The 26,037-nt window shown below is 67.7% G+C and carries 25 protein-coding genes; 13 read left to right on the forward strand and 12 right to left on the reverse strand.

Annotated features, from left to right (window positions below; all coding sequences use genetic code 11):
* Positions 1-22 precede the first annotated feature (22 nt).
* Complete coding sequence (locus DFS13_RS09860; protein WP_006485075.1) at positions 23-799, reverse strand: SDR family NAD(P)-dependent oxidoreductase; 777 nt, start codon at positions 797-799, stop codon at positions 23-25.
* Positions 800-858: 59 nt separating this feature from the next.
* The gene (locus DFS13_RS09865) at positions 859-1,917 is read right to left on the reverse strand and encodes an ATP-NAD kinase family protein (protein WP_006485073.1); all 1,059 of its coding nucleotides are present in this window, start codon (positions 1,915-1,917) and stop codon (positions 859-861) included.
* Between the two features lie 536 nt (positions 1,918-2,453).
* On the opposite strand from DFS13_RS09865, the gene DFS13_RS09870 reads away from it, so the two are divergent.
* Positions 2,454-4,373, forward strand: a complete 1,920-nt coding sequence (locus DFS13_RS09870; protein WP_034201642.1) for a sigma-54-dependent Fis family transcriptional regulator — start codon at positions 2,454-2,456, stop codon at positions 4,371-4,373.
* A 19-nt stretch (positions 4,374-4,392) separates the two neighbouring features.
* Here the strand turns inward: DFS13_RS09870 and DFS13_RS09875 are convergent, their stop codons facing one another.
* Both DFS13_RS09875 and DFS13_RS09880 read right to left on the reverse strand, forming a co-directional pair.
* Positions 4,393-4,827 (reverse strand): carboxymuconolactone decarboxylase family protein, encoded by a 435-nt coding sequence (locus tag DFS13_RS09875; RefSeq protein ID WP_060211297.1) that lies wholly within the window; start codon positions 4,825-4,827, stop codon positions 4,393-4,395.
* On the reverse strand, positions 4,811-5,272 hold the full coding sequence (locus DFS13_RS09880; protein WP_006484054.1) for a MerR family transcriptional regulator: 462 nt from the start codon (positions 5,270-5,272) through the stop codon (positions 4,811-4,813). Before DFS13_RS09880 ends, DFS13_RS09875 begins: the two co-directional genes overlap by 17 nt.
* A gap of 287 nt (positions 5,273-5,559) precedes the next feature.
* Between DFS13_RS09880 and DFS13_RS09885 the strand changes: the two genes are divergently transcribed.
* Both DFS13_RS09885 and DFS13_RS09890 read left to right on the forward strand, forming a co-directional pair.
* On the forward strand, positions 5,560-6,171 hold the full coding sequence (locus tag DFS13_RS09885) for a helix-hairpin-helix domain-containing protein (RefSeq protein ID WP_006496393.1): 612 nt from the start codon (positions 5,560-5,562) through the stop codon (positions 6,169-6,171).
* Between the two features lie 88 nt (positions 6,172-6,259).
* Positions 6,260-6,691, forward strand: coding sequence for a YidB family protein (locus tag DFS13_RS09890; RefSeq protein WP_006484058.1), 432 nt, complete (start codon positions 6,260-6,262; stop codon positions 6,689-6,691).
* 129 nt (positions 6,692-6,820) lie between these two features.
* Here DFS13_RS09890 and clpB read toward each other — a convergent pair whose 3' ends face one another.
* Together clpB and DFS13_RS09900 are read right to left on the reverse strand one after the other, a co-directional pair.
* Entirely contained in the window at positions 6,821-9,418 is a 2,598-nt protein-coding gene (clpB, locus tag DFS13_RS09895; RefSeq protein ID WP_006496391.1) for an ATP-dependent chaperone ClpB, read from the reverse strand.
* A 145-nt stretch (positions 9,419-9,563) separates the two neighbouring features.
* On the reverse strand, positions 9,564-10,082 hold the full coding sequence (locus tag DFS13_RS09900; protein WP_006484059.1) for an Rrf2 family transcriptional regulator: 519 nt from the start codon (positions 10,080-10,082) through the stop codon (positions 9,564-9,566).
* Between the two features lie 253 nt (positions 10,083-10,335).
* On the opposite strand from DFS13_RS09900, the gene DFS13_RS09905 reads away from it, so the two are divergent.
* Positions 10,336-10,896, forward strand: a complete 561-nt coding sequence (locus tag DFS13_RS09905; protein ID WP_006496390.1) for a group III truncated hemoglobin — start codon at positions 10,336-10,338, stop codon at positions 10,894-10,896.
* A gap of 62 nt (positions 10,897-10,958) precedes the next feature.
* Here the strand turns inward: DFS13_RS09905 and DFS13_RS09910 are convergent, their stop codons facing one another.
* The 6 genes from DFS13_RS09910 to DFS13_RS09935 all read right to left on the reverse strand — a co-directional run bounded on the left by DFS13_RS09910 (position 10,959) and on the right by DFS13_RS09935 (position 17,302).
* The gene (locus tag DFS13_RS09910; protein WP_006482862.1) at positions 10,959-11,435 is read right to left on the reverse strand and encodes a molybdenum cofactor biosynthesis protein MoaE; all 477 of its coding nucleotides are present in this window, start codon (positions 11,433-11,435) and stop codon (positions 10,959-10,961) included.
* 10 nt (positions 11,436-11,445) lie between these two features.
* The gene (moaD, locus tag DFS13_RS09915; RefSeq protein WP_006482857.1) at positions 11,446-11,703 is read right to left on the reverse strand and encodes a molybdopterin converting factor subunit 1; all 258 of its coding nucleotides are present in this window, start codon (positions 11,701-11,703) and stop codon (positions 11,446-11,448) included.
* 19 nt (positions 11,704-11,722) lie between these two features.
* Positions 11,723-12,970, reverse strand: a complete 1,248-nt coding sequence (glp, locus tag DFS13_RS09920) for a gephyrin-like molybdotransferase Glp (protein ID WP_077190651.1) — start codon at positions 12,968-12,970, stop codon at positions 11,723-11,725.
* Between the two features lie 247 nt (positions 12,971-13,217).
* Positions 13,218-14,669, reverse strand: a complete 1,452-nt coding sequence (gene thrC / locus DFS13_RS09925; RefSeq protein WP_006496388.1) for a threonine synthase — start codon at positions 14,667-14,669, stop codon at positions 13,218-13,220.
* A gap of 12 nt (positions 14,670-14,681) precedes the next feature.
* Complete coding sequence (locus DFS13_RS09930) at positions 14,682-16,010, reverse strand: homoserine dehydrogenase (protein ID WP_006482858.1); 1,329 nt, start codon at positions 16,008-16,010, stop codon at positions 14,682-14,684.
* A 53-nt stretch (positions 16,011-16,063) separates the two neighbouring features.
* A complete protein-coding gene (locus DFS13_RS09935) occupies positions 16,064-17,302 on the reverse strand; it encodes a pyridoxal phosphate-dependent aminotransferase (protein WP_111441686.1) in 1,239 nt (412 codons plus the stop codon).
* A 316-nt stretch (positions 17,303-17,618) separates the two neighbouring features.
* On the opposite strand from DFS13_RS09935, the gene DFS13_RS09940 reads away from it, so the two are divergent.
* From DFS13_RS09940 to DFS13_RS09980, 9 genes are all read left to right on the forward strand, one after another.
* Positions 17,619-17,993, forward strand: coding sequence for an Mth938-like domain-containing protein (locus tag DFS13_RS09940; protein ID WP_006482859.1), 375 nt, complete (start codon positions 17,619-17,621; stop codon positions 17,991-17,993).
* A gap of 123 nt (positions 17,994-18,116) precedes the next feature.
* Complete coding sequence (locus DFS13_RS09945; RefSeq protein WP_111441687.1) at positions 18,117-19,793, forward strand: glycosyltransferase family 39 protein; 1,677 nt, start codon at positions 18,117-18,119, stop codon at positions 19,791-19,793.
* Between the two features lie 13 nt (positions 19,794-19,806).
* The gene (locus tag DFS13_RS09950) at positions 19,807-20,178 is read left to right on the forward strand and encodes an EamA family transporter (protein WP_011352303.1); all 372 of its coding nucleotides are present in this window, start codon (positions 19,807-19,809) and stop codon (positions 20,176-20,178) included.
* Positions 20,179-20,308: 130 nt separating this feature from the next.
* Positions 20,309-21,460, forward strand: a complete 1,152-nt coding sequence (locus DFS13_RS09955; protein WP_006482866.1) for a DegT/DnrJ/EryC1/StrS aminotransferase family protein — start codon at positions 20,309-20,311, stop codon at positions 21,458-21,460.
* 6 nt (positions 21,461-21,466) lie between these two features.
* Positions 21,467-22,504 (forward strand): glycosyltransferase, encoded by a 1,038-nt coding sequence (locus tag DFS13_RS09960; protein WP_034201635.1) that lies wholly within the window; start codon positions 21,467-21,469, stop codon positions 22,502-22,504.
* Complete coding sequence (locus DFS13_RS09965) at positions 22,501-23,448, forward strand: formyltransferase (RefSeq protein WP_048985918.1); 948 nt, start codon at positions 22,501-22,503, stop codon at positions 23,446-23,448. Before DFS13_RS09960 ends, DFS13_RS09965 begins: the two co-directional genes overlap by 4 nt.
* Positions 23,445-24,500 (forward strand): bifunctional UDP-4-keto-pentose/UDP-xylose synthase, encoded by a 1,056-nt coding sequence (locus DFS13_RS09970; protein WP_006482864.1) that lies wholly within the window; start codon positions 23,445-23,447, stop codon positions 24,498-24,500. Before DFS13_RS09965 ends, DFS13_RS09970 begins: the two co-directional genes overlap by 4 nt.
* Positions 24,501-24,513: 13 nt before the next feature.
* Entirely contained in the window at positions 24,514-25,410 is an 897-nt protein-coding gene (locus tag DFS13_RS09975) for a polysaccharide deacetylase family protein (protein ID WP_006482870.1), read from the forward strand.
* 110 nt (positions 25,411-25,520) lie between these two features.
* Positions 25,521-25,982 (forward strand): peroxiredoxin, encoded by a 462-nt coding sequence (locus DFS13_RS09980; protein ID WP_006482867.1) that lies wholly within the window; start codon positions 25,521-25,523, stop codon positions 25,980-25,982.
* Positions 25,983-26,037: the final 55 nt, after the last annotated feature.

A 26,037-nucleotide genomic window follows, 5' to 3' on the forward strand; every position in this document is an offset into this window, starting at 1 on the left:
CGGATTGCACGGCCTGCGGCCGTCAGTGGAACGTGAAGCCGCCGTCGACGTTCACGGCCTGGCCCGTCACGTTGTCCATCGTCGCGAAGAACAGCGCGAGCCGGCCCATGTCCTCCGGCGTCTGCGCGCGGCCCTGCGGAATCAGCGTCAACTGGTGCCGCTGCCACGACTGCTCGACCGATTCGCCGTCGGTCTTCCATTCGTCGGACAGCCGGTCCCACATGTAGGTACGGACGATGCCGGGGCAGATCGCGTTGACGGTCACGCCGTCGCGCGCGAGTTCCTTCGCCAGCGCGTTGGTGAAGCCGACGACCGCGAATTTCGATGCGCTGTAATGCGCGAGATTCGGAAAGCCTTCCTTGCCCGCGATCGACGCGACGTTGATGATCCGGCCACGCCCCTGCGCCTTCAGGTGGGCAAGCGCCGCCCGGCAGCCGAGGAACGTGCCCTTCGCGTTCACGTTCATCACGAAATCCCAGTCGCGCTCGGTCAGCTCGGCGACCGGATGAATGCTGATCACGCCCGCGCAGTTCACGAGGATGTCGAGCCCGCCGAGGTCGGCGAGCGCCTGCGCGACCATCGCGTCGACCTGCGCGGCCTGCGTGACGTCGACCTTCGCGATCGCCGCGCGGCGGCCGAGCGCACGCACCTCGCGCGCGGTGGCGTCGAGCGCGTCGTCGAGCAGGTCGGCCAGCAGGATGTTGGCGCCGGCGCCGGCGAGCGTCAGCGCGATGCCACGGCCGATGCCGCGCGCGCCGCCGGTGACGATGGCGACCTGTCCTTCGAGAGGGGCTGTCATGGCGATGTCTCCTTGTTGATCGTGATGGATGGCGAAATGCCGTTGCGTACCGCGAAGCGTCAGTCGTGCCATGCACCGGCGTCGCGCAGCAGTTGCCGCGACGACGCGTAGCGCAGCGTGCGGCCGACGTCGACCGTCAACGGTCCGCGCCAGTCGAGCGCAATCTCGTAGCGATCGCCGCGCGCGACCTCGATCTCGCGCTCGCCGTCGAACGCGAGCGTGCCGCGCTCGAACGGAATCGCGTGCCACGAACCCGGTTCGAGCCGCTCGCAACTGCGCATCACGACGCGGTCGACGCGCCCCGGCGCGATCGGCGCGACGAGCGGCGTGCCGGCCGTCTTGCCAGCTTCCGCGAAGCGCATCGCGAGCCCGTGCGGCGCGCTGCGTTCAAGCGGCGCCCATGCGCCGCCGAGCGCGGACAGGCCGATGCCGTCCGGTTCCGCGAACGTCAGGTAGAGCGAATCGATGTCGTCGGAGCCGGAAATCGCGCGTGCGCCGATGAAGCGTTGCCGCGCGGCGCACACGTCGACGAGCGCGATCTCCTCGCGCCCCGGCTGCGCGCCCGCGACGCAGCGCACGACGAGCCGCTTGTTGCGCACGAACGCGACCTCGGCCGGCACGGCACCGGTTGCAGCAAGCCCGGCCGCGACGCCGGCGACGGTCGCCTCGCGATGTTCGGGAAACGCGTTGTTGGTGCCGGTGGACAGCGCGACGAGCGGCGTCGCGCCGCAATGCGCGGCCACCGCGCGATGGGTGCCGTCGCCGCCGAGCACGACGATCAGCGACACTTCCATCCGGTGCAGATAGGCCGCGCCGGCTTGCGTGTCGGCGACGGTATCGGTGATCGGCAGGTCGACGAATTCGACCTCGGGCCAGCGCTCGTGCGGCGCGACCGCGCGATGCGTGTCGATCGCGCGCAGCAGCAGCGTCGCGATGCCCGTGCGGTCGCGCAGCGTCAGCACGCGCTCGACGCCCATCGCGCCAAGGCCGGCCAGGAGGCGCACGATCATGTTCGCCTTCTCCGCGGTCGGGAACACGGATGCATGCGTCGTGAGGCGGCGGATGTCGCGCCCCGATGCGGGGTTCGCGATCACACCGACGGTAACGGGCGTCGTCACGGGTTTGTCTCCATCCAGTCGGCGGGGCCGGCGCATTGGCGCGTGCGTCGGCTCCACCTGTTTCGTCCGCTGCCATCGACGGGCGGCGGATCGTCGTCGCCGACACGATCGCGCCGGCTTGCCCGTGATCTCTGCAAGCGGCGTGCCATCGTGCGTGCGATAGCCGTGAAACCCGCGTGCACGCTGGCGTGGCGGGTGAGTGCGTGTTCCGGATGGGCGGCCGGGACGACGCCGCGCGCGGCGAATTCATCGGTGCGTCTCACGTCGTCGATACGTCGACGCGATCGTCGCGGCCCCCGCGCAAGCCCGGCGTTCCGCCCGCAAACCCCTGCATTTGCGCGGCGTCACGCAGGCGATGCGTGGCCGGACCAGCGCCGCACGCCGCGCACGCGGCCGTCTCAACTGCGCGAGACATGGCGCGATACCGGTGAGACGACCGTCTCACGCGCGCCGCGTGCTGCGATGCAATGTGATCTGCCGGAACGGATGTGCTACAAGAACAGCGACATTCCCGCCGTACGGAACCGGAGCCGACCATGCCCTACGCCGTCCCCCAGGCCCAGCACGCCGACCGTGTCCTCGGCGCGCTCGCCGGGCGCCTGCCCGCGCCGGCCGATTCCGCGCGCCTCGTGTCGTCGTGGCAACGATCGCTGGAGCGCTACCGTCTCGACCCCGCTTCGTCGATCGGCCCGCGCGTGCTGACCGCGGCCGAACTGCGCGAAGTGCGCGACAAGGAGGAAGCCTTCCTGCGCGCGTCGGGCCAGTGCCTGACGCGGCTGCACGACATGATCCGCGTCGCCGACTACTGCGTGATGCTGACCGACGCGCACGGCGTGACGATCGACTACCGGATCGACCGCGAACGCCGCAACGACTTCCGTCACGCGGGGCTGCACATCGGCTCGTGCTGGTCGGAAAGCGAGGAAGGAACCTGCGGCGTCGCGAGCGTGCTGACCGATCTCGCGCCGATCACCGTGCACAAGACCGATCACTTTCGCGCGGCGTTCACGACGCTCACGTGCAGCGCGGCGCCGATCTTCTCGCCGGGCGGCGAACTGATCGGCGTGCTCGACGCGTCGGCCGTGCATTCGCCCGACGGCCGCGACAGCCAGCGCCTCGTCTACCAGCTCGTGCGGCAGAGCGCGGCGTTGATCGAGGACGGCTACTTCGTGCACAGCACCGCGCAGCACTGGATATTGTTCGGGCATCCGAATCGTCACTACGTCGAGGCGCAACCGGAGTGGCTGATCGCGTTCGACGAATGCGGCAACATCGTCGCCGCGAACCGGCACGCGCGCGACGCGCTGCCGGCGCTGCGCGAGCCGCGTCATATCGACGAGATCTTCGACGCGACCGAGATGCCGCTGCGCGACGCCGCGCGGCTCGATGCGATCGTCGCGCTGCGGCTGCGCGCGACCGGCGCGCCGCTCTACGCGCGGCTGCGTGCGCCGCTACGGCGCACCGGCCGCGAGCCCGGCGCGGCATCGCGCCGCCCGGGCAGCGCCGCGCCGCGTCACGTCGGCGCGCTGACGCCGTTCCTGCACAGCAGCGACCCGCGCATCGCGCAACAGGCCGAACTCGCGCTGCGCGTCGCGAGCAAGCGGCTGCCGATTCTCGTGCTCGGCGAGACCGGCGCCGGCAAGGAAGTATTCGCGCGCGCGATCCATGACGCCGGCGCGCGGCGCGCGCGGCCGTTCGTCGCCGTCAACTGCGGCGCGCTGCCCGAAGCGCTGATCGAGAGCGAACTGTTCGGTTACGCGGCCGGCGCATTCACCGGCGCACGCAAGCACGGCGCGCGCGGCAAGATCGCGCTCGCCGACGGCGGCACGCTGTTTCTCGATGAAATCGGCGACATGCCGCTCGCGCTGCAGACGCGCCTGTTGCGCGTGCTGGCCGACGGCGAGGTCGTGCCGCTCGGCAGCGATACGCCCGTGCGCGTTGATCTCGACGTGATCTGCGCGACGCACCGCGATCTCGCGCGGATGGTGGCCGACGGCACGTTCCGCGAGGATCTGTACTACCGGTTGAGCGGCGCGACGTTCGACCTGCCGCCGCTGCGCGAACGCGCGGACGTGCGCGACGTGATCGCCGCCGTGTTCGCCGAGGAAGCGCAGGCGACCGGCCACGTGCTCACGCTCGACGCGACGCTCGCCGAACAGCTCGCCGCCTACCCATGGCCGGGCAACGTGCGGCAACTGCGCAACGTGCTGCGCTATGCGTGCGCGGTGTGCGACGCCGCGCGCGTGACGCGGCGCGACCTGCCGGCCGACCTCGCCGCGCAACTCGGCGGCGCGCCGGCGGGCGCGCTGCCCGACGATGAACGCAGCCGCATCGTCGCCGCGCTCACCGCGCATCGCTGGCGGCCCGACGCGGCCGCCCGGGCGCTCGGCATCTCGCGCGCGACGCTGTACCGGCGCATCGCGAAGCACCGGATCGTCGCGCCGCACCGCGCGTGACGCACCGGCGCACGCGCCGTCATGCGGGCTGCCCGGCCGCTTCGTTCGCGTCGTCCGCCACGCCGGCCGCTGCGTCGCGCCGCGTGAACACCTCGTGCGCGGCGAACAGCGCGTTGAGCGCGGCCGGCATCCCCGCATACACGGCCATCTGCATGAACACCTCGACGATCTCGTCGCGCGTGCAGCCGACGTTCAGCGCGGCCTCGATATGCACCTTCAGTTGCGGCTGTGCGTTGCCGAGCGCGGCCAGCGCCGCGATCGTCGCGATTTCGCGCGCCTTCAGGTCGAGCTGCGGCCGGCTGTAGATGTCGCCGAAGCTGAATTCGACCAGCAGCCGTCCGAAGTCCGGTGCGATCGGCGCAAGCGCCGCGATCACGCGCTCGCCCACTTCGCCGTCGATTTCCTTCAGCTTGTTCCAGCCGCGCGTGTAGCGATCCTCAACGAGTCGTTCCATCGTGTCCGTCCTGTTCCGGTAAAGAGTGAGAAGGATTCGCCCGTCGTTCCATTTCCCGTTCCTGCGCCTCGTAGTACGCGATCTTGTCGCCGATCGCGTCGAGGCTCGCCTGCAGCTCCGCGATATGCGCGCGCACCGCGTCGCGATGCGCGACCAGCAAGTCGCGCCGCGCGCCGAACGTCGACTCGCCCTGCTCGCGCAGCACCGCGAACGCCTGCATCTGCGCGATCGGCATGCCGGTCGCCTTCAGGCGCATCACGAAAGCCAGCCAGTCAAGGTCGGCCGGCGCATAGAGCCGGTGCCCGGCCGCCGTGCGCGAGATCGCGCGCAGCAGCCCGGCCTGCTCGTAATACCGCAACGTATGCGTCGACACGCCCGTCAGTTCGGCGACTTGCCCGATCGTCAGCGGACCGGCGGCGGAGGGTTGGGATACGGTTTTCGACATGGCAGGAACGAGGTTAGGAGTTAGAGTTCACTCTAAGTCAAGCCCTGTCTGACGGCCAGCGCGACGTTCTCCCGGGACACACCCTCGGACACCGTAAAGAATGGTCAAAATCGGCCCCCGGCACCGGTTTCGGCCTTTACAGCACCGCAAGCCTTCAGCAAGATTCGGTCAGCCTGTCTTAAAAAGGGCACGCATTTGTCCTATGCTTAACGGCGACGCCCGGCCACCTCGCGCGTCGTCATCCGTTGCAACAGCCATTCATCCGTCAGAACCAGGGAGCCTTTGCCATGCTGAAAAAGCTGCTGATGCTGTTCGTCGCGCTATCGCTGTCGCTCGCCGCCGGCCTTGCCGCGGCCGTCGAAGTCAACACGGCTGACCAGGCCGCGCTCGAATCCGTGAAGGGGCTCGGGCCCGTGAAGTCGAAGGCGATCATCGACGAACGCACCAAGAACGGCCCGTTCAAGGACGCCGACGATCTCGCGAACCGCGTGAAGGGCCTCGGCACGAAGTCGGTCGGGCATCTCGAGGAAAACGGCCTGACGATCGGCGGCGCATCGACGCCGCCGAAGGGCGTGAAGCTGTCGAAGCCGGCCGCGACGACGTCCGCGACCACGTCGACCACGACGTCGGCAGGCACCGCGTCGACGTCCACGACCGCGACGGCCGGCACGACGACCGCGGCGCCGGCGCCGACGGCAAGCGCACCGGAAGCGGCCGCCAAGCCGGCCAAGACCAAGCGTGCGTCGAAGAAGGAAAAAGCGGCAGCGGCGGCGGCGGCATCCGCCGACGCGGGTGCCAGCGCACCGGCGGCCGCGTCGTCCACGAAGGCGACGAAGGGTTCGAAGAAGAAGAGCAAGAAGGACAAGGCAGCCTCCGCCGCCGCGGCGTCGGGCGCCTGATGTGCGCCGCGCGCGCGACGGCGTGCGCGCGGCATTCGTTCAACGGGCGCCGTCGTCACGGCGCCCTTTTCAGTGAAGGTGAAGAACCATGGGTCTCCTCGACATCGTTGGCGGTCTGATCGGCGGCCAGGCCGGCGGCAACTCCCAAAGCGCGCTGATCACGACCGCGCTCGAATTCATCAACAACCAGCCGGGCGGCCTGAACGGGCTGATCGAGAAGTTCAAGGCCGGTGGCGCCGGCGAGATCATCGGTTCGTGGGTCGGCACCGGCGAAAACCAGCCGATCTCGGCCGATACGCTGCAGAACGTGCTCGGCTCGGACGTCGTCGGCTCGCTCGCGAGCAAGGTCGGCATCGATCCGTCGCAGGCGTCGTCGATCCTCGCGCAGGTGCTGCCGCACGTCGTCAACGGCGCGACGCCGAACGGCGAAGTGCCGGCCGGCGGCCAGGTCGACACGTCGAACGTGCTCGGCACGCTCACGCAGCTCGCCGGCATGTTCGGCGGCAACAAGCAGGCGTAAGCCCGCCGCGCAGCGCGCCGACATCCCGCGCAGCGGTTTCGGTCGCTCCATATGCAAACACCCCGCCGAGGCGGGGTGTTTGTTTTTGCGCGCCCGGCGCGAACCGGGCACGCTGCCGATGGCAGGCGATCAGTGCACGACGCGGTCGAACACGAACTGGCCGTCGTTGACGTCGACCGGGATCACGTCCTTCGGACCGAAGCGGCCGGCGAGGATCAGCTTCGCGACCGGGTTCTCGATCTCCTGCTGGATCGCGCGCTTCAGCGGCCGCGCACCGAACACCGGATCGTAGCCGACCTTCGCGATCTGTTCGAGCGCAGCGGGCGACACGTCGAGCGCCATGTCCAGCTTCGCGAGCCGGTCGTGCAGGCGCGCCAGCTGGATCTTCGCGATCGACTCGATGTTGCTGCGGTCGAGCGCATGGAACACGACGACGTCGTCGATCCGGTTCAGGAACTCGGGGCGGAAATGCTGCTTCACCTCGAGCCACACGGCGTCCTTGATCTCGTCCTGCGGCGAGCCGGTCATGGCCTGGATCACCTGCGAGCCGAGGTTCGACGTCATCACGATGACCGTGTTCTTGAAGTCGACCGTGCGCCCCTGCCCGTCCGTCATGCGGCCGTCGTCGAGCACCTGCAGCAGCACGTTGAACACGTCCGGATGCGCCTTTTCGATCTCGTCGAGCAGGATCACGCTGTACGGCTTGCGGCGCACGGCTTCCGTCAGGTAGCCGCCTTCCTCGTAGCCGACATAGCCGGGCGGCGCGCCGATCAGCCGCGCGACGCTGTGCTTCTCCATGAACTCGCTCATGTCGATGCGGATCAAGTGCTCTTCCGAATCGAACAGGAACGACGCCAGCGCCTTGCACAGCTCGGTCTTGCCGACCCCCGTCGGGCCGAGGAACAGGAACGAGCCGTACGGACGGTTCGGATCGGCGAGACCCGCGCGCGACCGACGGATCGCATCGGCCACCGCGCTGATCGCCTCGTCCTGGCCGACCACGCGCTCATGCAGCTTTTCCTCGATGTGCAGCAGCTTCTCGCGTTCGCCCTGCATCATCCGCGACACGGGAATCCCGGTCGAACGCGACACGACTTCCGCGATTTCCTCGGCGCCGACCTGCGTGCGCAGCAGGCGCGGGCGCGTCGGGTTGTGCTGCTCCTGCTCTTCGGCCTGCGTGACCTGCTTCAGTTGCGACTCGAGCTGCGGCAGCTTGCCGTACTGCAGCTCGGCGACCTTCTCGAGCTTGCCTTCACGCTGCAGGCGCGCGATGTCCGCCCGCACCTTCTCGATCTCTTCCTTGAGCTGCGCGCTGCCCTGCACCGCGGCCTTCTCGGCGGTCCAGATCTCTTCCAGGTCCGCATATTCGCGGCCGAGGCGTTCGATCTCTTCCTCGATCAGCTGCAGGCGCTTCTGCGACGCTTCGTCCTGCTCCTTCTTCACGGCTTCGCGCTCGATCTTCAGCTGGATCAGACGACGGTCGAGCTTGTCCATCTCTTCGGGCTTCGAATCGATTTCCATCTTGATCTTCGAAGCGGCTTCGTCGATCAGGTCGATCGCCTTGTCGGGCAGGAAGCGGTCGGTGATGTAGCGGTGCGACAGCTCGGCCGCGGCGACGATCGCCGGGTCGGTGATGTCGACGCCGTGGTGCAGTTCGTACTTCTCCTGCAGCCCGCGCAGGATCGCGATCGTCGCCTCGACGCTCGGCTCGTCGACGAGCACCTTCTGGAAGCGGCGCTCGAGCGCGGCGTCCTTCTCGATGTACTTGCGGTATTCGTCGAGCGTGGTCGCGCCGATGCAGTGCAGCTCGCCGCGCGACAGCGCCGGCTTCAGCATGTTGCCCGCGTCCATCGCGCCTTCGGCCTTGCCCGCGCCGACCATCGTGTGGATCTCGTCGATGAAGACGATCGTCTGGCCTTCGTCCTTCGCGATGTCGTTGAGCACCGCCTTCAGGCGCTCCTCGAACTCGCCGCGATACTTCGCGCCGGCGAGCAGCGCGGCCATGTCGAGCGACAGCACGCGCTTGCCCTTCAGCGTCTCGGGCACTTCGCCGTTGACGATCCGCTGCGCGAGCCCTTCGACGATCGCCGTCTTGCCGACGCCCGGCTCGCCGATCAGCACCGGGTTGTTCTTGGTGCGGCGCTGCAGGATCTGGATCGAGCGGCGGATTTCGTCGTCGCGGCCGATCACCGGATCGAGCTTGCCCGCGCGGGCGCGCTCGGTCAGGTCGACCGTGTATTTCTTCAGCGCCTCGCGCTGGCTTTCCGCATCCTGGCTGTGCACCTGCGAGCCGCCGCGCACCGCGGCGATCGCGGCTTCCAGCGCCTTGCGCGTGAGGCCGTGCTGACGCGCGAGCTTGCCGGCGTCGCCCTTGTCGTCCGACACCGCGAGCAGGAACATCTCGCTCGCGATGAACGTGTCGTTGAGCTTCTGCGCTTCCTTGTCGGCCTGGTTCAGCAGCCCGGCCAACTCACGGCCGATCTGGATGTCGCCGCCCGTACCCGTCACCTGCGGCAGGCGCGAGATGGCTTCGTTCAGCGCGCCTTGCAGCGCCTGCACGTGCACGCCCGCACGCGACATCAGCGAGCGGGCCGAGCCGTCCTGTTGCGCGACTAGCGCCGCGAGGACGTGAACGGGTTCGATGTATTGATTGTCGCGGCCTGCCGCGAGACTTTGCGCGTCCGCGAGTGCTTCCTGGAACTTGGTGGTGAGCTTGTCGATTCTCATTTAGTCGAGACCTCCAATTTTCGATTAACACCAAGATGAGGATGGTTATGCGGCTTTCAAGCGAAATTCGGGTTGATTCAGCGCAAAAAATGCCGGATCGCCTGAAAACGGCCGGCGGCGTGACGGGATGGGCGGCGCCCGCGTGTCAGTGGGCCTTGGACGACGGCTCGGCGGCCGCCGACACCTCGTCCGGCTCCGGCGCCGCACGCACGAGCGCGACCGGGCGAATGCCGAGCAGCGCCACGAGCGGCGACGCAGGCTCGGCCAGTTCGCCGATCGTGTGACGATCGAGCTCCGCGAAGAAGGCATCGCGCGCGGCCGCGAGCACGCCCTTCAGCCGGCACTGCGGCTCGATCACGCAGCCGCGCGACTCGCTGTCGTCGGGCGAAAAGCAACCGACCAGCGCGAAGTCGTTTTCGGTCGCCCGCACGACCTGGCCGACCGTCAGTTGCAGCGAATCGGCGAACAGCCGCAGCCCGCCGTTGCGGCCGCGAACGGTGTCGACCCAGCCCAGCTCGCCGAGCTGCTGCACCACTTTCATCAGATGGTTCTTCGAGATGCCGTAGGCGTCCGAGATCTCCTGGATCGTCGCGAGCCCCTCGCCGCGCACGGCCAGGTACAGCATCACGCGCAGCGAATAGTCGGTGTAGTCGGTGAGTCTCATGAGCGAATACGGAAAAGATCGATCGTGCCCCGATTACCTGAACCGAGCCGATCGCGATGCGTGCAGGGGCCGATCGATGGTGCCGTTGCGCGGCCCCGGGTTGCCGGGATCGCGTGCGCGCAATAAGATGCGTGACATCTACACGTTTTCCAGGGGTTATTGGACGCTATTTTGCGTCAAAATCCGGCCGGCGTCCTGCTCGTCACCCGTGCCGCCGCGCCGTCGCTGCCCCGATCCACCGGCCATTTTCGTCATGACTGCCCTGCCCGCCTCGCCCGAATCCGCACCGGCCCGCCCCCGCGACGCCGAGCCGACCGAAGACAACATCCGCGATCTCGTCTACGCGTTCTACGACCGCGTGCGCGCCGATCCGCTGCTCGGACCCGTGTTCGACGCGAAGCTGGCCGGCCGCTGGGACGATCATCTGCCGAAGATGGTGACGTTCTGGTCGAGCCTCGTGCTCGGCACCAAGGGCTATCGCGGCAACGTGCAGCAGGCGCACCAGCCGCTCGACGGGATCGAGCCGGCCCACTTCAGCCGCTGGCTGTCGCTGTTCCTGAAAACCGTCGAAGCGCGCTACGCGCCGCCGGCGGCGCTCCGTTTCATGGAGCCCGCGCTGCGGATCGCGCAGAGCCTGCAGTTGAGCCGGTTCGGCTGGGATTACCAGATTCCGCCCGAGCAGCAGGCGCTGCTCGACGCGATCGCGCCGCGCCGTCGCGACGCGGGCGACGATCCGCACGCGTTGCCGTCGCGGGCCCGCGGCGAGCCGTTTCCGACCAAGATCATCGGGCGCAGCGTCGACCCGGACGCGTAACGCCCGTCACCCGCGGCGCTCGCGCGCATGCGGCACATCGCCGCATCGTTCGCGCGCCGCGCTCAGCGCCGCGTGTTGCCCGACTCGACGCCCCAGCGCGCGAGCGCGGCGTCGTCGGTGCTGCGCGCATCGACCCAGCGCTCGCCGTCGGGCGTCGTTTCCTTCTTCCAGAACGGCGCTTCGGTCTTCAGGTAATCCATCACGAATTCGCACGATGCAAACGCATCGCCGCGGTGCGACGCGACCGTCGCGACCATCACGATCTGGTCGAGCGGCAACAGCCTGCCGACGCGATGCACGATCGCGACGTCGATGCCCGGCCAGCGCCGGCCGGCCTCGGCCGCGATCTTCTCGAGCGCCTTCTCGGTCATTCCGGGATAGTGCTCGAGCTCCATCGCGGCGACCGACTCGCCTTCGTTCAGGTCGCGCACCGTGCCGACGAAGCACGCGACCGCACCGATCTTCGGGTTGCGCGCCCGCAATGCCGCCACTTCGGCATTCAGATCGAAATCGTCGGTCTGGACTCGTACCGTTGCCATCGCCCGGCCCTCAACCGCCCGTCACCGGCGGAAAGAACGCGACCTCGCAGCCTTCGGTGAGCCGCGTGTCGGGATCGGTCATCTCGTGGTTGCACGCCATGCGCAACGCGCGCCCTTCGGCGAGCGTGTCGGCCCACGCGCCGCCGCGCACGCGCAGCCACGCCCGCACGTCGCCGACGGTCGTCACGCCGTCCGGTACGGTGGCTTCTTCATCGGCGACGCCCAGCGCTTCGCGCACGCTTGCAAAAAATTTCAGCTGAATCTTCATGGTTCGGGAAGCCGTCGCGTTACGACAGCAGTTCGGAAAACGGAATGAAACGCACGGTCTCGCCGGCGCTGATCGCATGCTGCGGCGGATTGTCGATCAGGCCGTCGCCCCAGACCGTCGACGTGAGCACGGCCGAGCTCTGGTTCGGGAACAGGTCGAGGCCGCCGGCCGCATTCACGCGCGCACGCAGGAATTCGTTGCGCCGGTCGCCCTTGCTCTGCGAAAAATCGGCACGCAGCGACAACGCGCGCGGCGCGACGTCGCGCATGCCGGACAGGCGCAGCAGGAACGGTCGCACGAACAGCAGGAACGTGACGAAGCTCGAGACCGGGTTGCCGGGCAGCCCGATGAAATGCGCGTCGGCGCGCTCGTCGCCGCGGCGCACGGCACCATACGCGAGCGGCTTGCCGGGCTTCATCGCGATCTGCCACAGCGCGAGCCGCCCTTCCGCCTCGACGGCCGGCTTCACGTGATCCTCGTCGCCGACCGACACGCCGCCGCTCGTCAGGATCACGTCGTGATCGCGGGCGGCCTCCCGCAGCGTGTCGCGGGTCGCGGCCAGCGAGTCGGGCACGATGCCGTAGTCGGTCACGTGACAGCCCAGCCGCTCCAGCAGCCCGCGCAGCGTGAAGCGGTTCGAGTTGTAGATCGCGCCGGGTTTCAGCGGCTCGCCGGGCATCGTCAGTTCGTCGCCGGTGAAGAACACCGCCACGCGAATCCGCCGCGCGACCGACAGCTGCGCGCAGCCGACCGATGCGGCGAGGCCCAGCGCCTGCGGCGTGAGCCGCGTGCCGGCCGGCAGGATCACCGCCCCCTGGCGGATGTCCGCGCCCTGCGCGGTGATCCATTCACCGGCCTTCGGCGTGTGCAGGATCTCGACCGCGTCGCCGTCGGCCGACGCCTGCTCCTGCATCACGACCGCGTCGGCGCCGGGCGGCACCGTCGCGCCGGTGAAGATCCGCGCGGCCGTGCCGGCCGCGAGCGGTTGCGCCGGATGGCCAGCCGGAATGCGCTGCGACACCGGCAACCGCCGATCGCCGTGCAGCAGGTCGGCGACGCGCACCGCATAGCCGTCCATCGCGCTCGTGTGCATCGGCGGCACGTCGAGCGGCGAGCTGACGTCGGCCGCCAGCACGCGGCCGAGCGCGTCGAGCGTGGCGACGGTTTCGGCGCCGGACAGCGGCTTCGCGGCATCGAGCAGCGCGGCGAGCGCCTCGGCGGTCGACAGCATCGGCGCGCGCGGCGCCGCGGGATTCGGGTTCGACATCGATGGAATCGGGGATCGTTGGAATCAAACCGTCATTGTAGCGACGCCGTCACGCGCACGCGCGATATGGCGAGCATGCGAAGACTGTGATCGGCGCGAACGCGTGGGTCTGGCACTTGTTTCGCGCGGAGAACGATGCCCGGATGCCGAGCCCGCGAACCAAACGAAACGGCCGGAACCCCGATCCGTTCGACGAATCGGCGTTCCGGCCGTCCTGCGCCGCCGGGCCTGCGGGCCCGGCCGTGCGTCATGCGCCCGTATGGGCGGCGATGAAGTCCTTCACCTGCTGCGCGTCGGCCTTCACGACCTCGAAGCGCTGCGGCAGCGCCTCGAGCCCGTCGAATGCGGCCGGCCGCTCGGCTTCGCGGTCGAGCGCTTCGCGGATCGTCTCGCCGAACTTGATCGGCTGCGCCGTCTCGAGCACGACCATCGGCACGCCGGCCTCCAGGTGCTCGCGCGCGACCTTCACGCCGTCGGCCGTATGCGTGTCGATCATCGTGTCGTAGCGCGAGAACACGTCGCGGATCGTCGCGATGCGGTCGGTGTGGCTGCTGCGGCCCGACACGAAACCGAATTCGGCGACGCGCGCGAAATCGCCGCTCGCCGCGAGATCGAAGCCGCCCTTCTCCTCGACGTCGCGGAACAGCTGCATCACGCGGGCCGGATCGCGGCCGAGCAGGTCGAACACGAAGCGCTCGAAGTTCGACGCCTTCGAGATGTCCATGCTCGGGCTGCTCGTGTGATAGGTGTTCTCGGCGCTGCGCACGCGATACGCGCCCGTGCGGAAGAACTCGTCGAGCACGTCGTTTTCGTTGGTCGCGACCACCAGCTTCGCGATCGGCAGCCCCATCATCCGCGCGATGTGACCCGCGCAGACGTTGCCGAAGTTGCCCGACGGCACCGTGAACGACACGCGCTCGTCGTTGGACTGCGTCGCCGCGAAATAGCCCTTGAAGTAGTAGACGACCTGCGCGACGACACGCGCCCAGTTGATCGAGTTGACGGTGCCGATCCTCTGCTGCGCCTTGAATGCATGATCGTTCGACACGGCCTTCACGATGTCCTGGCAATCGTCGAACACGCCTTCGACCGCGAGGTTGAAGATGTTCGGATCCTGCAGGCTGAACATCTGCGCCGTCTGGAACGCGCTCATCTTCTTGTGCGGCGACAGCATGAACACGCGCACGCCGGCCTTGCCGCGCATCGCGTACTCGGCCGCGCTGCCGGTGTCGCCCGACGTCGCGCCGAGGATGTTCAGCGCTTCACCGTGCTTCGCGAGCGTGTACTCGAACAGGTTGCCGAGCAGCTGCATCGCCATGTCCTTGAACGCGAGCGTCGGGCCGTTCGACAGTTCGAGCAGCGACAGCGCCGCGCCGTGCTCGGTGCCGAGCGTCTTCAGCGGCGTGATGTCGGACGCGTTCTCGCCGTGGCGCGTGTTGCTGTACACGGCGGCCGTGTACGTGCGGCGCGTGATCGCGCGCAGGTCGTCGGCCGGCACGTCGTCGCAGAACTTCGACAGGATCTCGAACGCGAGATCCGCGTACGACAGCGTACGCCAGCGCGCGAGCTCGTCGGCCGACACCTTCGGATACTCGGCAGGCAGGTAGAGCCCGCCGTCCTTCGCGAGACCGCCGAGCAGGATGTCGGAGAACGTATGGCGCTCGCCGATGCCGGCGCCGCGCGTGGAAATGTAGTTCATGTCGTCCTCGGCTCAGTTCAGCGCTTCCATGCGCAGCTTCGTGACCTTCGAGACCACCGTCGCCAGGCTCTCGATCTGCGCGATCGCCGCGTTGACGTTCTTCTCGACCGTCTCGTGCGTGATCAGGATGATGTCGGTCTCGCCGTTCGCGCCGTCGATCTGCTCCGATTCCTTCTGCAGCAGCGCGTCGATCGAGATGCCCGATTCGGCGAGGATGCGCGTAATCGCGGCGAGCACGCCGGTCTGGTCGGCGACGCGCAGGCGCAGGTAGTAGCCGCTCGTCACTTCCTCGATCGGCAAGATCGGCGTGTTCGACAGGCTGTCCGGCTGGAACGCGAGATGCGGCACGCGATGCTCGGGGTCGGCCGTGTGCAGGCGCGTGACGTCGACGAGATCCGCGACGACGGCCGACGCGGTCGGCTCCGCGCCCGCGCCCTTGCCGTAGTACAGCGTCGTGCCGACTGCGTCGCCGTGCACGACGACCGCGTTCATCGCGCCCTCGACGTTCGCGAGCAGGCGCTTTTCCGGAATCAGCGTCGGGTGCACGCGCAGCTCGATGCCGTTTTCGGCGCGGCGCGTGATGCCGAGCAGCTTGATCCGGTAGCCGAGCTCCTCCGCGTAGCGGATGTCGGTCGCGTCGAGCTTGCTGATGCCCTCGACGTACGCGCGGTCGAACTGCACCGGCACGCCGAACGCGATCGCGCTCATGATCGTCGCCTTGTGTGCGGCGTCGACGCCTTCGATGTCGAAGGTCGGATCGGCTTCCGCGTAGCCGAGCTCCTGCGCGGCCTTCAGCGCGGTCGCGAAGTCGAGCCCGCGGTCGCGCATTTCCGACAGGATGTAGTTGGTCGTGCCGTTGATGATGCCGGCGATGTACTGGATGCGGTTCGCGGTCAGGCCTTCGCGCAGCGCCTTGATGATCGGGATGCCGCCGGCGACGGCCGCCTCGAACGCGACCATCACGCCCTTCTCGCGCGCGGCTTCGAAGATCTCGGTGCCGTGCACCGCGAGCAGCGCCTTGTTCGCCGTCACGACGTGCTTGCCGTTCGCGATCGCGCGCAGCACGAGCTCGCGCGCGATGCCCGTGCCGCCGATCATCTCGGCGATGATCGCGATCGACGGATCGTCGACGACCGCGTTGAAATCGTCGGTGATCTGCGCGGCGGCGGCGTCACCGCCGAGCGCAGCCTGCGCCTTGGCCGGGTTGCGCACGGCAATGCGCGCCACCTCGATGCCGCGCCCCGCGCGTCGCTTGATTTCTTCCTGGTTGCGGCGCAGCACCGTGAAGGTGCCGCTGCCCACCGTGCCGAAGCCCAACAGGCCAACTTTGATCGGTTCCATGCTGCGTGTGATCGATGAGTAAGAAGTAGTGAGTTCCGTGTGGTCCTGCCCGCTCAGACCGAATGGCGCTTGCGGTAGCCGTCGAGGAAGCGTGCGATCCGGTTGATCGAATCGGTCAGGTCGTCGAGGTTCGGCAGGAAGACCACGCGGAAGTGGTCGGGCGTCGTCCAGTTGAAACCCGTGCCCTGGACGAGCAGCACGCGCTCCTCGAGCAACAGGTCGAGAATGAACTGCTGGTCGTTCTGGATCGGATAGAGCTTCGGGTCGAGGCGCGGGAACATGTACAGCGCGGCCTGCGGTTTCACGCAGGTCACGCCCGGGATCGACGTCAGCATGTCATACGCGAGTTCGCGCTGCTTGTACAGGCGCCCGCTCGGCACGATCAGCTCGTTGATGCTCTGATAGCCGCCGAGCGCCGTCTGGATCGCGAACTGGCCGGGCACGTTCGCGCACAGGCGCATCGACGACAGGATGCCGAGCCCCTCGAGGTAATCCTTCGCGCGCTGGCGGTTGTCGCCGCCGAGGCCCGACACGGCCATCCAGCCCGCGCGGTAGCCGCACGAGCGATAGCTCTTCGACAGGCTGTTGAACGTGACGGTGATCACGTCCTCCGACAGCGCACCGAGCGCCGTGTGCTCGAGGCCGTCGTAGACGATCTTGTCGTAGACCTCGTCGGCGAACACGATCAGCCCGTGCTGGCGCGCGATCTCGAGCAGCTCCAGCAGCAATTCGTCGGAATAAAGCGCGCCGGTCGGATTGTTCGGGTTGATCACGACGATCGCCTTCGTGTTCGGCGTGATCTTGCGGCGGATGTCGTCGAGATCGGGCATCCACGCGTTCTGCTCGTCGCACACGTAGTGGACCGGCGTGCCGCCCGACAGGCTCACGGCCGCCGTCCACAGCGGGTAGTCGGGCGCGGGCAGCAGCACTTCGTCGCCGTCGTTCAGGAGCGCCTGGGTCGCCATCACGATCAGCTCGGACGCGCCGTTGCCGATGTAGATGTCGTCGAGGCCGACGCCGACGACGCCCTTTTCCTGCGTGTAGTGCATCACGGCCTTGCGCGCCGAGAACACGCCCTTCGAATCCGAATAGCCGGACGACGCCGGCAGGTTGCGGATCATGTCCTGGATGATCTCGTCGGGCGCGTCGAAACCGAACGGCGCGAGGTTGCCGATGTTCAGCTTGATGATGCGGTGGCCTTCTTCCTCGAGGCGCTTCGCGTGCTCGAGCACCGGGCCACGGATGTCGTAGCAGACGTTGAGCAGCTTGTTCGACTTCTGAATCGGTTTCACGACGACACGGTTCCTGGGTTGGCCTTGCGGCCGGGGGGACGGGATCAAAACTGGAAAGCGGCCGGTCTGTGCGCGCTGTCTAGACTGGGAAAAAGCGGCGGTCGGACGCGGCTTGTGGCGACGCACGACGCAAGTGGCGCCCGGGGGCGACCAAAAAGTTATAATTTAGCGGATTTTGGCCGACTTTCGCAATGCACCATAGCCGCGCCGGGCCCGCGCCGTCAGGCGTCCCCGCGTGCCCGGGCGCGCGAAACCGGCCAGCCGGGCCCGCACGGCCCGGCCAATCCATTCCCCTACGGAACCGCGGAATACCGATTTGAAACTGCACCAGGACGCGAGCGGCGCGCTCAACACCGTCACCGGCTACGGCCCCGATTATGTCGACGTCAATCTCGAACGCCACGAAACCAGCGTCATCGTGCTGCCCGGCGCGCCGGTCCAGGCCTGGCCCGTGTCGTCGTTCGACGCGCTCGCGCCCGAGCATTTCGCGATGCTGCTCGAGCCGACGCCCGAACTCGTGATCTTCGGCAGCGGCGCGCGGCTGCGCTTCCCGCACCCGCGGCTCGTCGCGGCGCTCACCGCGCAGCGGATCGGCGTCGAAACGATGGATTTCCAGGCCGCCTGCCGCACCTACAACATCCTGATGGCCGAGGGCCGCAAAGTCGCCGCCGCGCTCTTAATTGAACGTTAATCCCCGATGCGGTAAAACTCGGGCCGGCGCAGCGGGTCGATCCCCCGATCGGCCCGGCCAGGCCGCCCGCCCCCGGCGCCACCCGCCGGCGGCCCGTCACAACAACCAACAGGCTGAAAACCCATGAACGATACGCCGTCGAGGCTACCGCTCAATCGCATCACGCTCGTCCTCCTGCTCGTCGCGCTCGCGATCGTCTGGTTCGCGCCGCTCGGGCTGCGCCACCTGATCCCGAGCGACGAAGGCCGCTACGCGGAAATGGCGCGCGAGATGTTCGTCACCGGCGACTGGATCACGCCGCGCTACAACGGTTACAAGTACTTCGAGAAGCCGCCGCTGCAGACCTGGCTGAACGCGCTGACGTTCGCGTGGTTCGGCATCGGCGCATGGCAGGCGCGCCTCTATACCGCCGTGGCCAGCTTCGCCGGCGTGCTGCTCGTCGGCTACACCGGCGCGCGCCTGTTCAACCCGCTGTCGGGCTTCCTCGCCGCCGTCGTGCTGGCCAGCTCGCCGTACTGGAACCTGATGGGCCACTTCAACGCGCTCGACATGGGGCTCGCGTTCTGGATGGCGCTGTCGCTCTGCTCGCTGCTGCTCGCGCAGCGGCCCGGGCTGCGCCCGGCCGCGGTGCGCGGCTGGATGTGGGCGTGCTGGGCCGCGATGGCGTTCGCGGTGCTGTCAAAGGGCCTCGTCGGCCTGATCCTGCCCGGCGCCGTGCTCGTGCTGTACACGCTGGTCGCGCGCGACTGGGCGCTGTGGAAGCGCCTGTACCTGGTCAGCGGCCTCGTGATCTTCTTCGCGATCGTCACGCCGTGGTTCGTGCTCGTCCAGCAGCGCAACCCCGAGTTCTTCAACTTCTTCTTCATCGTCCAGCAGTTCCGCCGGTACCTGACCCCGGAACAGAACCGCCCGGGTCCGCTGTACTACTTCGTGCCCGTGCTGCTGGTCGGCTTCCTGCCGTGGCTGTCGGTCGCGTGGCAGAGCATCCGCCATGCGGTGCGGATGCCGCGCCAGCCGAACGGCTTCGCGCCGATGCTCGTGCTGCTGATCTGGGGCGCGTTCATCTTCCTGTTCTTCAGCGCGTCGCATTCGAAGCTGATCTCGTACGTGCTGCCGGTCGCACCGGCGCTCGCGCTGATCATCGGCGCGTACCTGCCGCTGATGACGGCCGACCGCTTCCGTCGCCACCTGCTCGGCTACCTCGTGTTTTTCGTCGCCGCGGCGTTCGGGATCGTCTTCCTCGCGTACCAGGGCGACGCCCGCACGCCGAACGCGCTGTACCGGGCGTTCCAGATGTGGCTGTACGCCGGCCTCGCGGTCGCGGCCGCGCTGACGCTCGCGGCCGCGTGGCTGAACCGTCGCGCGGGCGTGGCCGCCGCGCTCGCCACGTTCGGCGCCGCATGGCTCGTGTTCGGCACGATCGGCGGCACCGGGCACGACGAGTTCGGCCGCTACAGCTCGGGCGCGCTGCTCGCGCCGGCCGTGCGCGCCGAACTGGCGAAGCTGCCGCCCGACACGCCGTTCTACTCGATCGAAATGCTCGACCACACGTTCCCGTTCTACATGGGTCACACGACGATCATGGTGCAGCGCCAGGACGAGCTCGCGTTCGGGATCTCGGTCGAGCCGAACAAGTGGATTCCGACCGTCGGCGAATGGATCACGCGCTGGAAGCAGGAAACCCACGCGCTCGCGATCATGCCGCCCGGCCAGTACGACGCGCTGGTCAAGGAAGGCGTGCCGATGCGCGTGATCGCGCGCGACAACCGGCGCGTGATCGTCGAGAAACCGCAATCGTAAGGACGCCTCCCGCATGAACCCCGTTTCGTTCGTCTGCATCATCACCGGCGTGATGCTCAACGCCTGTGCGCAACTTCTGCTGAAAGCCGGCGTCAACGCCGTTGGACACTTCGAATTCAGCCGTGCGAACATCATCCCGGTCGGCCTGAAGATCGCGACCCAGTTGCCGATCATCGGCGGCCTCGGCTGCTACGTGCTGAGCGTCGTCGTGTGGATCGTCGGGCTGTCGCGGGTCGACGTGTCGATCGCGTACCCGATGCTGTCGCTCGGGTACGTCGTCAACGCGTTCGCGGCGTGGTACCTGTTCGGCGAGGTGCTGTCGGTCCAGCGGCTCGTCGGCATCGGCATCATCCTGATCGGTGTGCTCGTGCTCGCGCGCAGCTGAGCACGGCCCGCGGCGTTAAGCGTCCGCCTACAAAAAATCACGGTACGAATCCGCCAACCGGTGTTTAATGCCGGTTTCGGGCGGATCGCCCGACCCTTTTATTACACGCCATTACAGGCCAAACGCGTTCATGAGCCAGACTACCGCCCCGTTTCTGCCGTTCACCCGCCCCGAGATCGACGAGGAAACCATCCAGGGCGTCGTCGAGGTGCTGCGCTCGGGCTGGATCACCACCGGCCCGCAGTGCCAGAAATTCGAGGCGGCGCTGTCCGAGTACTGCGGCGGCCGTCCGGTCCGCGTATTCAATTCGGGCACCTGCACGCTCGAGATCGGCCTGCGCATCGCGGGCGTCGGCCCCGGCGACGAGGTGATCACGACGCCGGCGTCGTGGGTCTCGACCAGCAACGTGATCATCGAAACGGGCGCGACGCCCGTGTTCGCGGACATCGATCCCGTCACGCGCAACATCGACCTCGACAAGCTCGAGCAGGCGATCACGCCGCGCACGAAGGCGATCATCCCCGTGTTCCTGTCCGGCCTGCCGGTCGACATGGACCGCCTGTACGCGATCGCCCGCGCGCACAAGCTGCGCGTGATCGAGGATGCCGCGCAGGCGTTCGGCTCGACGTGGCACGGCAAGCGCATCGGCGCGATCGGCGACCTCGTGTCGTTCAGCTTCCACGCGAACAAGAACCTGACGACGATCGAAGGCGGCGCGCTCGTGCTGAACAACGAGGACGAAGCGGTGCTCGCGCAGAAGTACCGGCTGCAGGGCATCACGCGCACCGGCTTCGACGGAATGGACTGCGACGTGCTCGGCGGCAAGTACAACCTGACCGACGTCGCCGCGCGCGTCGGCCTCGGCCAGCTGCCGCACCTCGAGCGCTTCACCGCGCAGCGCCGCGCACTCGCGCGCGCGTATTTCGCCGCGTTCGACGGCGGCGCGGCCGCGAAGCTCGGCGTCGGCCTGCCCGTCGCCGAATTCGAGAACGGCAACTGGCACATGTTCCTGGTCACGCTGCCGCTCGAGCGGCTGACGATCACGCGCGCCGAATTCATGGCGCAGATGAAGGAACGCGGCATCGGCACGGGCATCCACTACCCGGCGATCCATCTTTTCACGCTGTACCGTGCGCGCGGTTTCAAGGAGGGCATGTTCCCCCACGCCGAACGGTACGGCGCGTCGACCGTCACGCTGCCGCTGTTTACGCAGATGACGGAAGGCGACGTGCGTCGCGTGGTCGACGCCGTCAATCAGATTTGCGAACAATACGGAAAATAAGCGTACATGAGTCACCTTGAAGCACGCGCTGGACATCCGGGCGCCGCGCATCTTGACACCGGCCGGCCCGAAGTCTCGGTCATCATCCCCGTGTACAACGAGGAAGACGGTCTCGCCGCGCTGTTCGCGCGGCTGTATCCGGCGCTCGACGCCCTCGACACGTCGTACGAAGTGATCCTGATCAACGACGGCAGCCGCGACCGCTCGGCCGCGATGCTCGCCGATCAGTTCCACGTCCGGCCCGACACGACGCGCGTCGTGCTGCTCAACGGCAACTACGGCCAGCACATGGCGATCCTCGCGGGCTTCGCGCAGTCGCGCGGCGAGATCGTCATCACGCTCGACGCGGACCTGCAGAACCCGCCCGAGGAAATCGGCAAGCTGATCGCGAAGATGCGCGAGGGCTACGACTACGTCGGCTCGATCCGCAAGCAGCGCCAGGACAGCCTGTGGCGGCGCAAGGCGTCGCAGATGATGAACCGGCTGCGCGAGCGCATCACGCGCATCAAGATGACCGACCAGGGCTGCATGCTGCGCGCGTACAGCCGCCGCATCATCGACACGATCAACGTGTGCGGCGAAGTCAACACGTTCATCCCCGCGCTCGCGTACACGTTCGCGCAGAACCCGACCGAAATCGAGGTCGCGCACGAGGAACGCTTCGCGGGCGAATCGAAGTACTCGCTGTACAGCCTGATCCGGCTGAACTTCGACCTCGTGACGGGCTTCTCGGTCGTGCCGCTGCAGTGGCTGTCGTTCATCGGCGTGATCCTGTCGCTCGGCTCCGCCGCGCTGTTCGTGCTGCTGCTCGTGCGCCGCTTCATCGTCGGCGCGGAAGTGCAAGGCGTGTTCACGCTGTTCGCGATCACGTTCTTCCTGCTCGGCGTGATCATCTTCGCGCTCGGCCTGCTCGGCGAATACGTCGGCCGCATCTACCAGCAGGTGCGCGCGCGTCCCCGCTACCTGATCCAGGCCGTGCTCGAGCAGCACGACGGCATGCCGCCGGTGCCGGCCGCCGCGAACCGCCCGGGAGCCGCGCAATGAAGCCGCGCGCGGTCGTCTTCGCATATCACAACGTCGGCGTGCGGTGCCTGCAGGTGCTGCTCGCGCGCGGCGTCGACGTCGCGCTGGTCGTCACGCACGAGGACAATCCGAACGAGAACATCTGGTTCGGCAGCGTCGCGTCCGTCGCGGCCGAGCACGGCATTCCGGTCGTCACGCCGGCCGACCCGACCGATCCGGCGCTGCGCCGCGCGGTGGCCGACGCGCAGCCCGATTTCATCTTCTCGTTCTACTACCGCCACATGCTGCCGGTGGACCTGCTCGCGATCGCGCCGCGCGGCGCGTACAACATGCACGGTTCGCTGCTGCCGAAATACCGGGGTCGGGTACCGACCAACTGGGCCGTGCTGAACGGCGAGACCGAAACCGGCGCGACGCTGCACGAGATGGCCGCCAAGCCGGACGCGGGCGCGATCATCGGCCAGACCGCGGTGCCGATCCTGCCGGACGACACGGCCGCGCAGGTGTTCGACAAGGTCACGGTGGCCGCCGAGCAGACGCTGTGGCGCGTGCTGCCCGCGCTGCTCGCGGGCGAGGCGTCGCACCTGCCGAACGATCTCGCGACCGGCAGCTACTACGGCGGGCGCAAGCCCGAGGACGGCCGCGTCGACTGGTCAAAGCCGGCCGCGCAGGTCTACAACCTGGTGCGCGCGGTCGCGCCCCCGTATCCGGGCGCATTCACGGACATCGACGGCGCCCGCTTCGTGATCGCGCGCGCGCGCCTCGCGGCGCCCGGCAGCGCGGCAGCGGCCGCCGCGGCAGATTTGCCGCCCGGCCTGCACGTAAGCGATAATGCGCTATTCGGCGTCTGCGGCGACAGCCGCGCCCTATCCATTCTCGAGCTCCGGCAGCAGCGCGACGGCAGCGAAACCGTCGTGACGCCCGCGGAATTCGCGCAGTTCATTCATTCTTCCCGTCATTCATGAAAGCAAAAAAAGTCCTGATCCTGGGTGTGAACGGCTTCATCGGCCATCACCTGTCGAAGCGCATTCTTGAAACCACCGATTGGGAAGTGTTCGGCATGGACATGCAGACCGACCGGCTGGGCGACCTCGTCAACCACGAGCGGATGCATTTCTTCGAAGGCGACATCACGATCAACAAGGAGTGGGTCGAGTATCACGTGAAGAAGTGCGACGTGATCCTGCCGCTCGTCGCGATCGCCACGCCGGCCACCTACGTCCAGCAGCCGCTGCGCGTGTTCGAGCTCGACTTCGAGGCGAACCTGCCGATCGTCCGCTCGGCCGTCAAGTACGGCAAGCACCTCGTGTTCCCGTCAACCTCCGAGGTCTACGGGATGTGCTCGGACGAGCAGTTCGACCCGGACGCGTCGGCGCTCACCTACGGCCCGATCAACAAGCCGCGCTGGATCTACGCGTGCTCGAAGCAGCTGATGGACCGCGTGATCTGGGGCTACGGGATGGAAGGCCTGAACTTCACGCTGTTCCGCCCGTTCAACTGGATCGGCCCGGGCCTCGACTCGATCTACACGCCGAAGGAAGGCAGCTCGCGCGTGGTCACGCAGTTCCTCGGCCACATTGTGCGCGGCGAGAACATCAGCCTCGTCGACGGCGGCTCGCAGAAGCGCGCGTTCACCGATATCGGCGACGGCATCAGCGCGCTGATGAAGATCATCGAGAACAAGGACGGCGTCGCGTCGGGCAAGATCTACAACATCGGGAATCCGAAGAACAACTTCTCGGTTCGCGAACTCGCGCACAAGATGCTCGAACTGGCCGCGGAATTCCCCGAGTACGCCGATTCGGCCAAGCAGGTGAAGCTCGTCGAAACGACGTCCGGCGCCTACTACGGCAACGGCTACCAGGACGTGCAGAACCGCGTGCCGAAGATCGACAACACGATGCAGGAGCTCGGCTGGGCGCCGCAGGCGACGTTCGACGACGCGCTGCGCAACATCTTCGAAGCGTATCGCGGCCACGTCGCCGACGCGCGCGCGCTCGTCGAACAGCAAGGCTGACCGGGACGTTCGCTTGGCTCGTATCGTCCTCAAGATCGACGTCGACACGCTGCGCGGCACGCGCGAAGGCGTGCCGAACCTCGCGCGCATCTTCGACCGCTTCAATGCGCGCGCGACCTTCCTCTTCAGCCTCGGGCCGGATCACACCGGCTGGGCGTTGCGGCGCGTGTTCCGCCCGGGCTTCCTGAAGAAGGTGTCGCGCACGTCGGTGGTCGAGCACTACGGCGTGAAGCAGCTGATGTACGGCGTGCTGCTGCCCGGCCCGGACATCGGCCGCCGTGCGATCGCCGACATGCGCGCGATTCACGAGGCCGGCTTCGAATGCGGGATCCACACGTGGGATCACGTGTACTGGCAGGACAACGTGCGCGTCCGCGATCGCGACTGGACCGCGCGTGAAATGCAGAAGAGTCACGCGCGCTTCGGCGAGATCTTCGGCGCGCCGCCCGTCACGCACGGCGCGGCCGGCTGGCAGATGAACGATGCCGCGTTCGAGCAGATCGATGCATGGGGGATGCGCTACGCGTCCGACGGTCGCGGCCATTCGCCGTACCTGCCCGTCGTCGGCGGCCGCACGCTGTCGCACGTGCAGATGCCGACCACGCTGCCCACGCTCGACGAAGTGCTCGGCATCGACGGCGTCGACACGCACAACGTCGCCGCGCACATCCTCAAGTTCACCGAAACCAATCCGCACGACCAGGTGTTCACGCTGCATGCGGAACTGGAAGGGCAGAAACTCGCGCCCGTGTTCGAACAGCTGCTCGCCGGCTGGCGTGCGCAAGGCCACACGTTTGCGACGATGGGCGACTACCACGCGGCGCTGGACCGCGACTCGCTGCCATCGTACCCTGTCACGTGGGGCGAAATCCCCGGCCGCTCCGGCGAACTGATCGTCCAGCCCGACTGAAGTTCGCACGCGAGCCGGCGTCGCCGCTCCGCCCCCGCGGCGCGCTGCCGCGACGCCCCGCCGAACCGCGCCGCCGCAGCGGCGCCCTTCCATAACAACAGGAGAAACACGTGTCTGTCGAAGTTGACCGTCAAGTTCCCGATTTCACCGCACCGGCCACGGGCGGCGACATTTCGCTGTCCGACCTGAAGGGCAAGAAGCTCGTGCTGTACTTCTATCCGAAGGACAACACGCCGGGCTGCACGACCGAAGGGCTGCAGTTCCGCGATCTCTATCCGAAGTTCAAGAAGGCCGGTGCGGAAGTCATCGGCGTGTCGCGCGACAGCCTGCGCTCGCACGACAATTTCAAGGCCAAGCTCGAACTGCCGTTCCCGCTGATCTCCGATGCCGACGAAGCGCTGTGCGCGTTGTTCGATGTCATCAAGATGAAGAAAATGTATGGCAAGGAAGTGCGCGGAATCGAGCGTTCGACGTTCCTGCTCGACGCCGACGGCGTGCTTCGCCAGGCATGGCGCGGCATCAAGGTGCCGGGTCACGTGGACGACGTGCTAAAGGCTGTACAAGCGCTTTGAGGCGCGTTATATTGGGCCGCAATGAATGCCAGTTCGCCCCATATTTCTCGTAGCT

Origin of the sequence: Burkholderia sp. 28_3 (genome assembly GCF_003253915.1) — a bacterium.
In the GTDB taxonomy this organism is placed as follows: domain Bacteria; phylum Pseudomonadota; class Gammaproteobacteria; order Burkholderiales; family Burkholderiaceae; genus Burkholderia; species Burkholderia cenocepacia.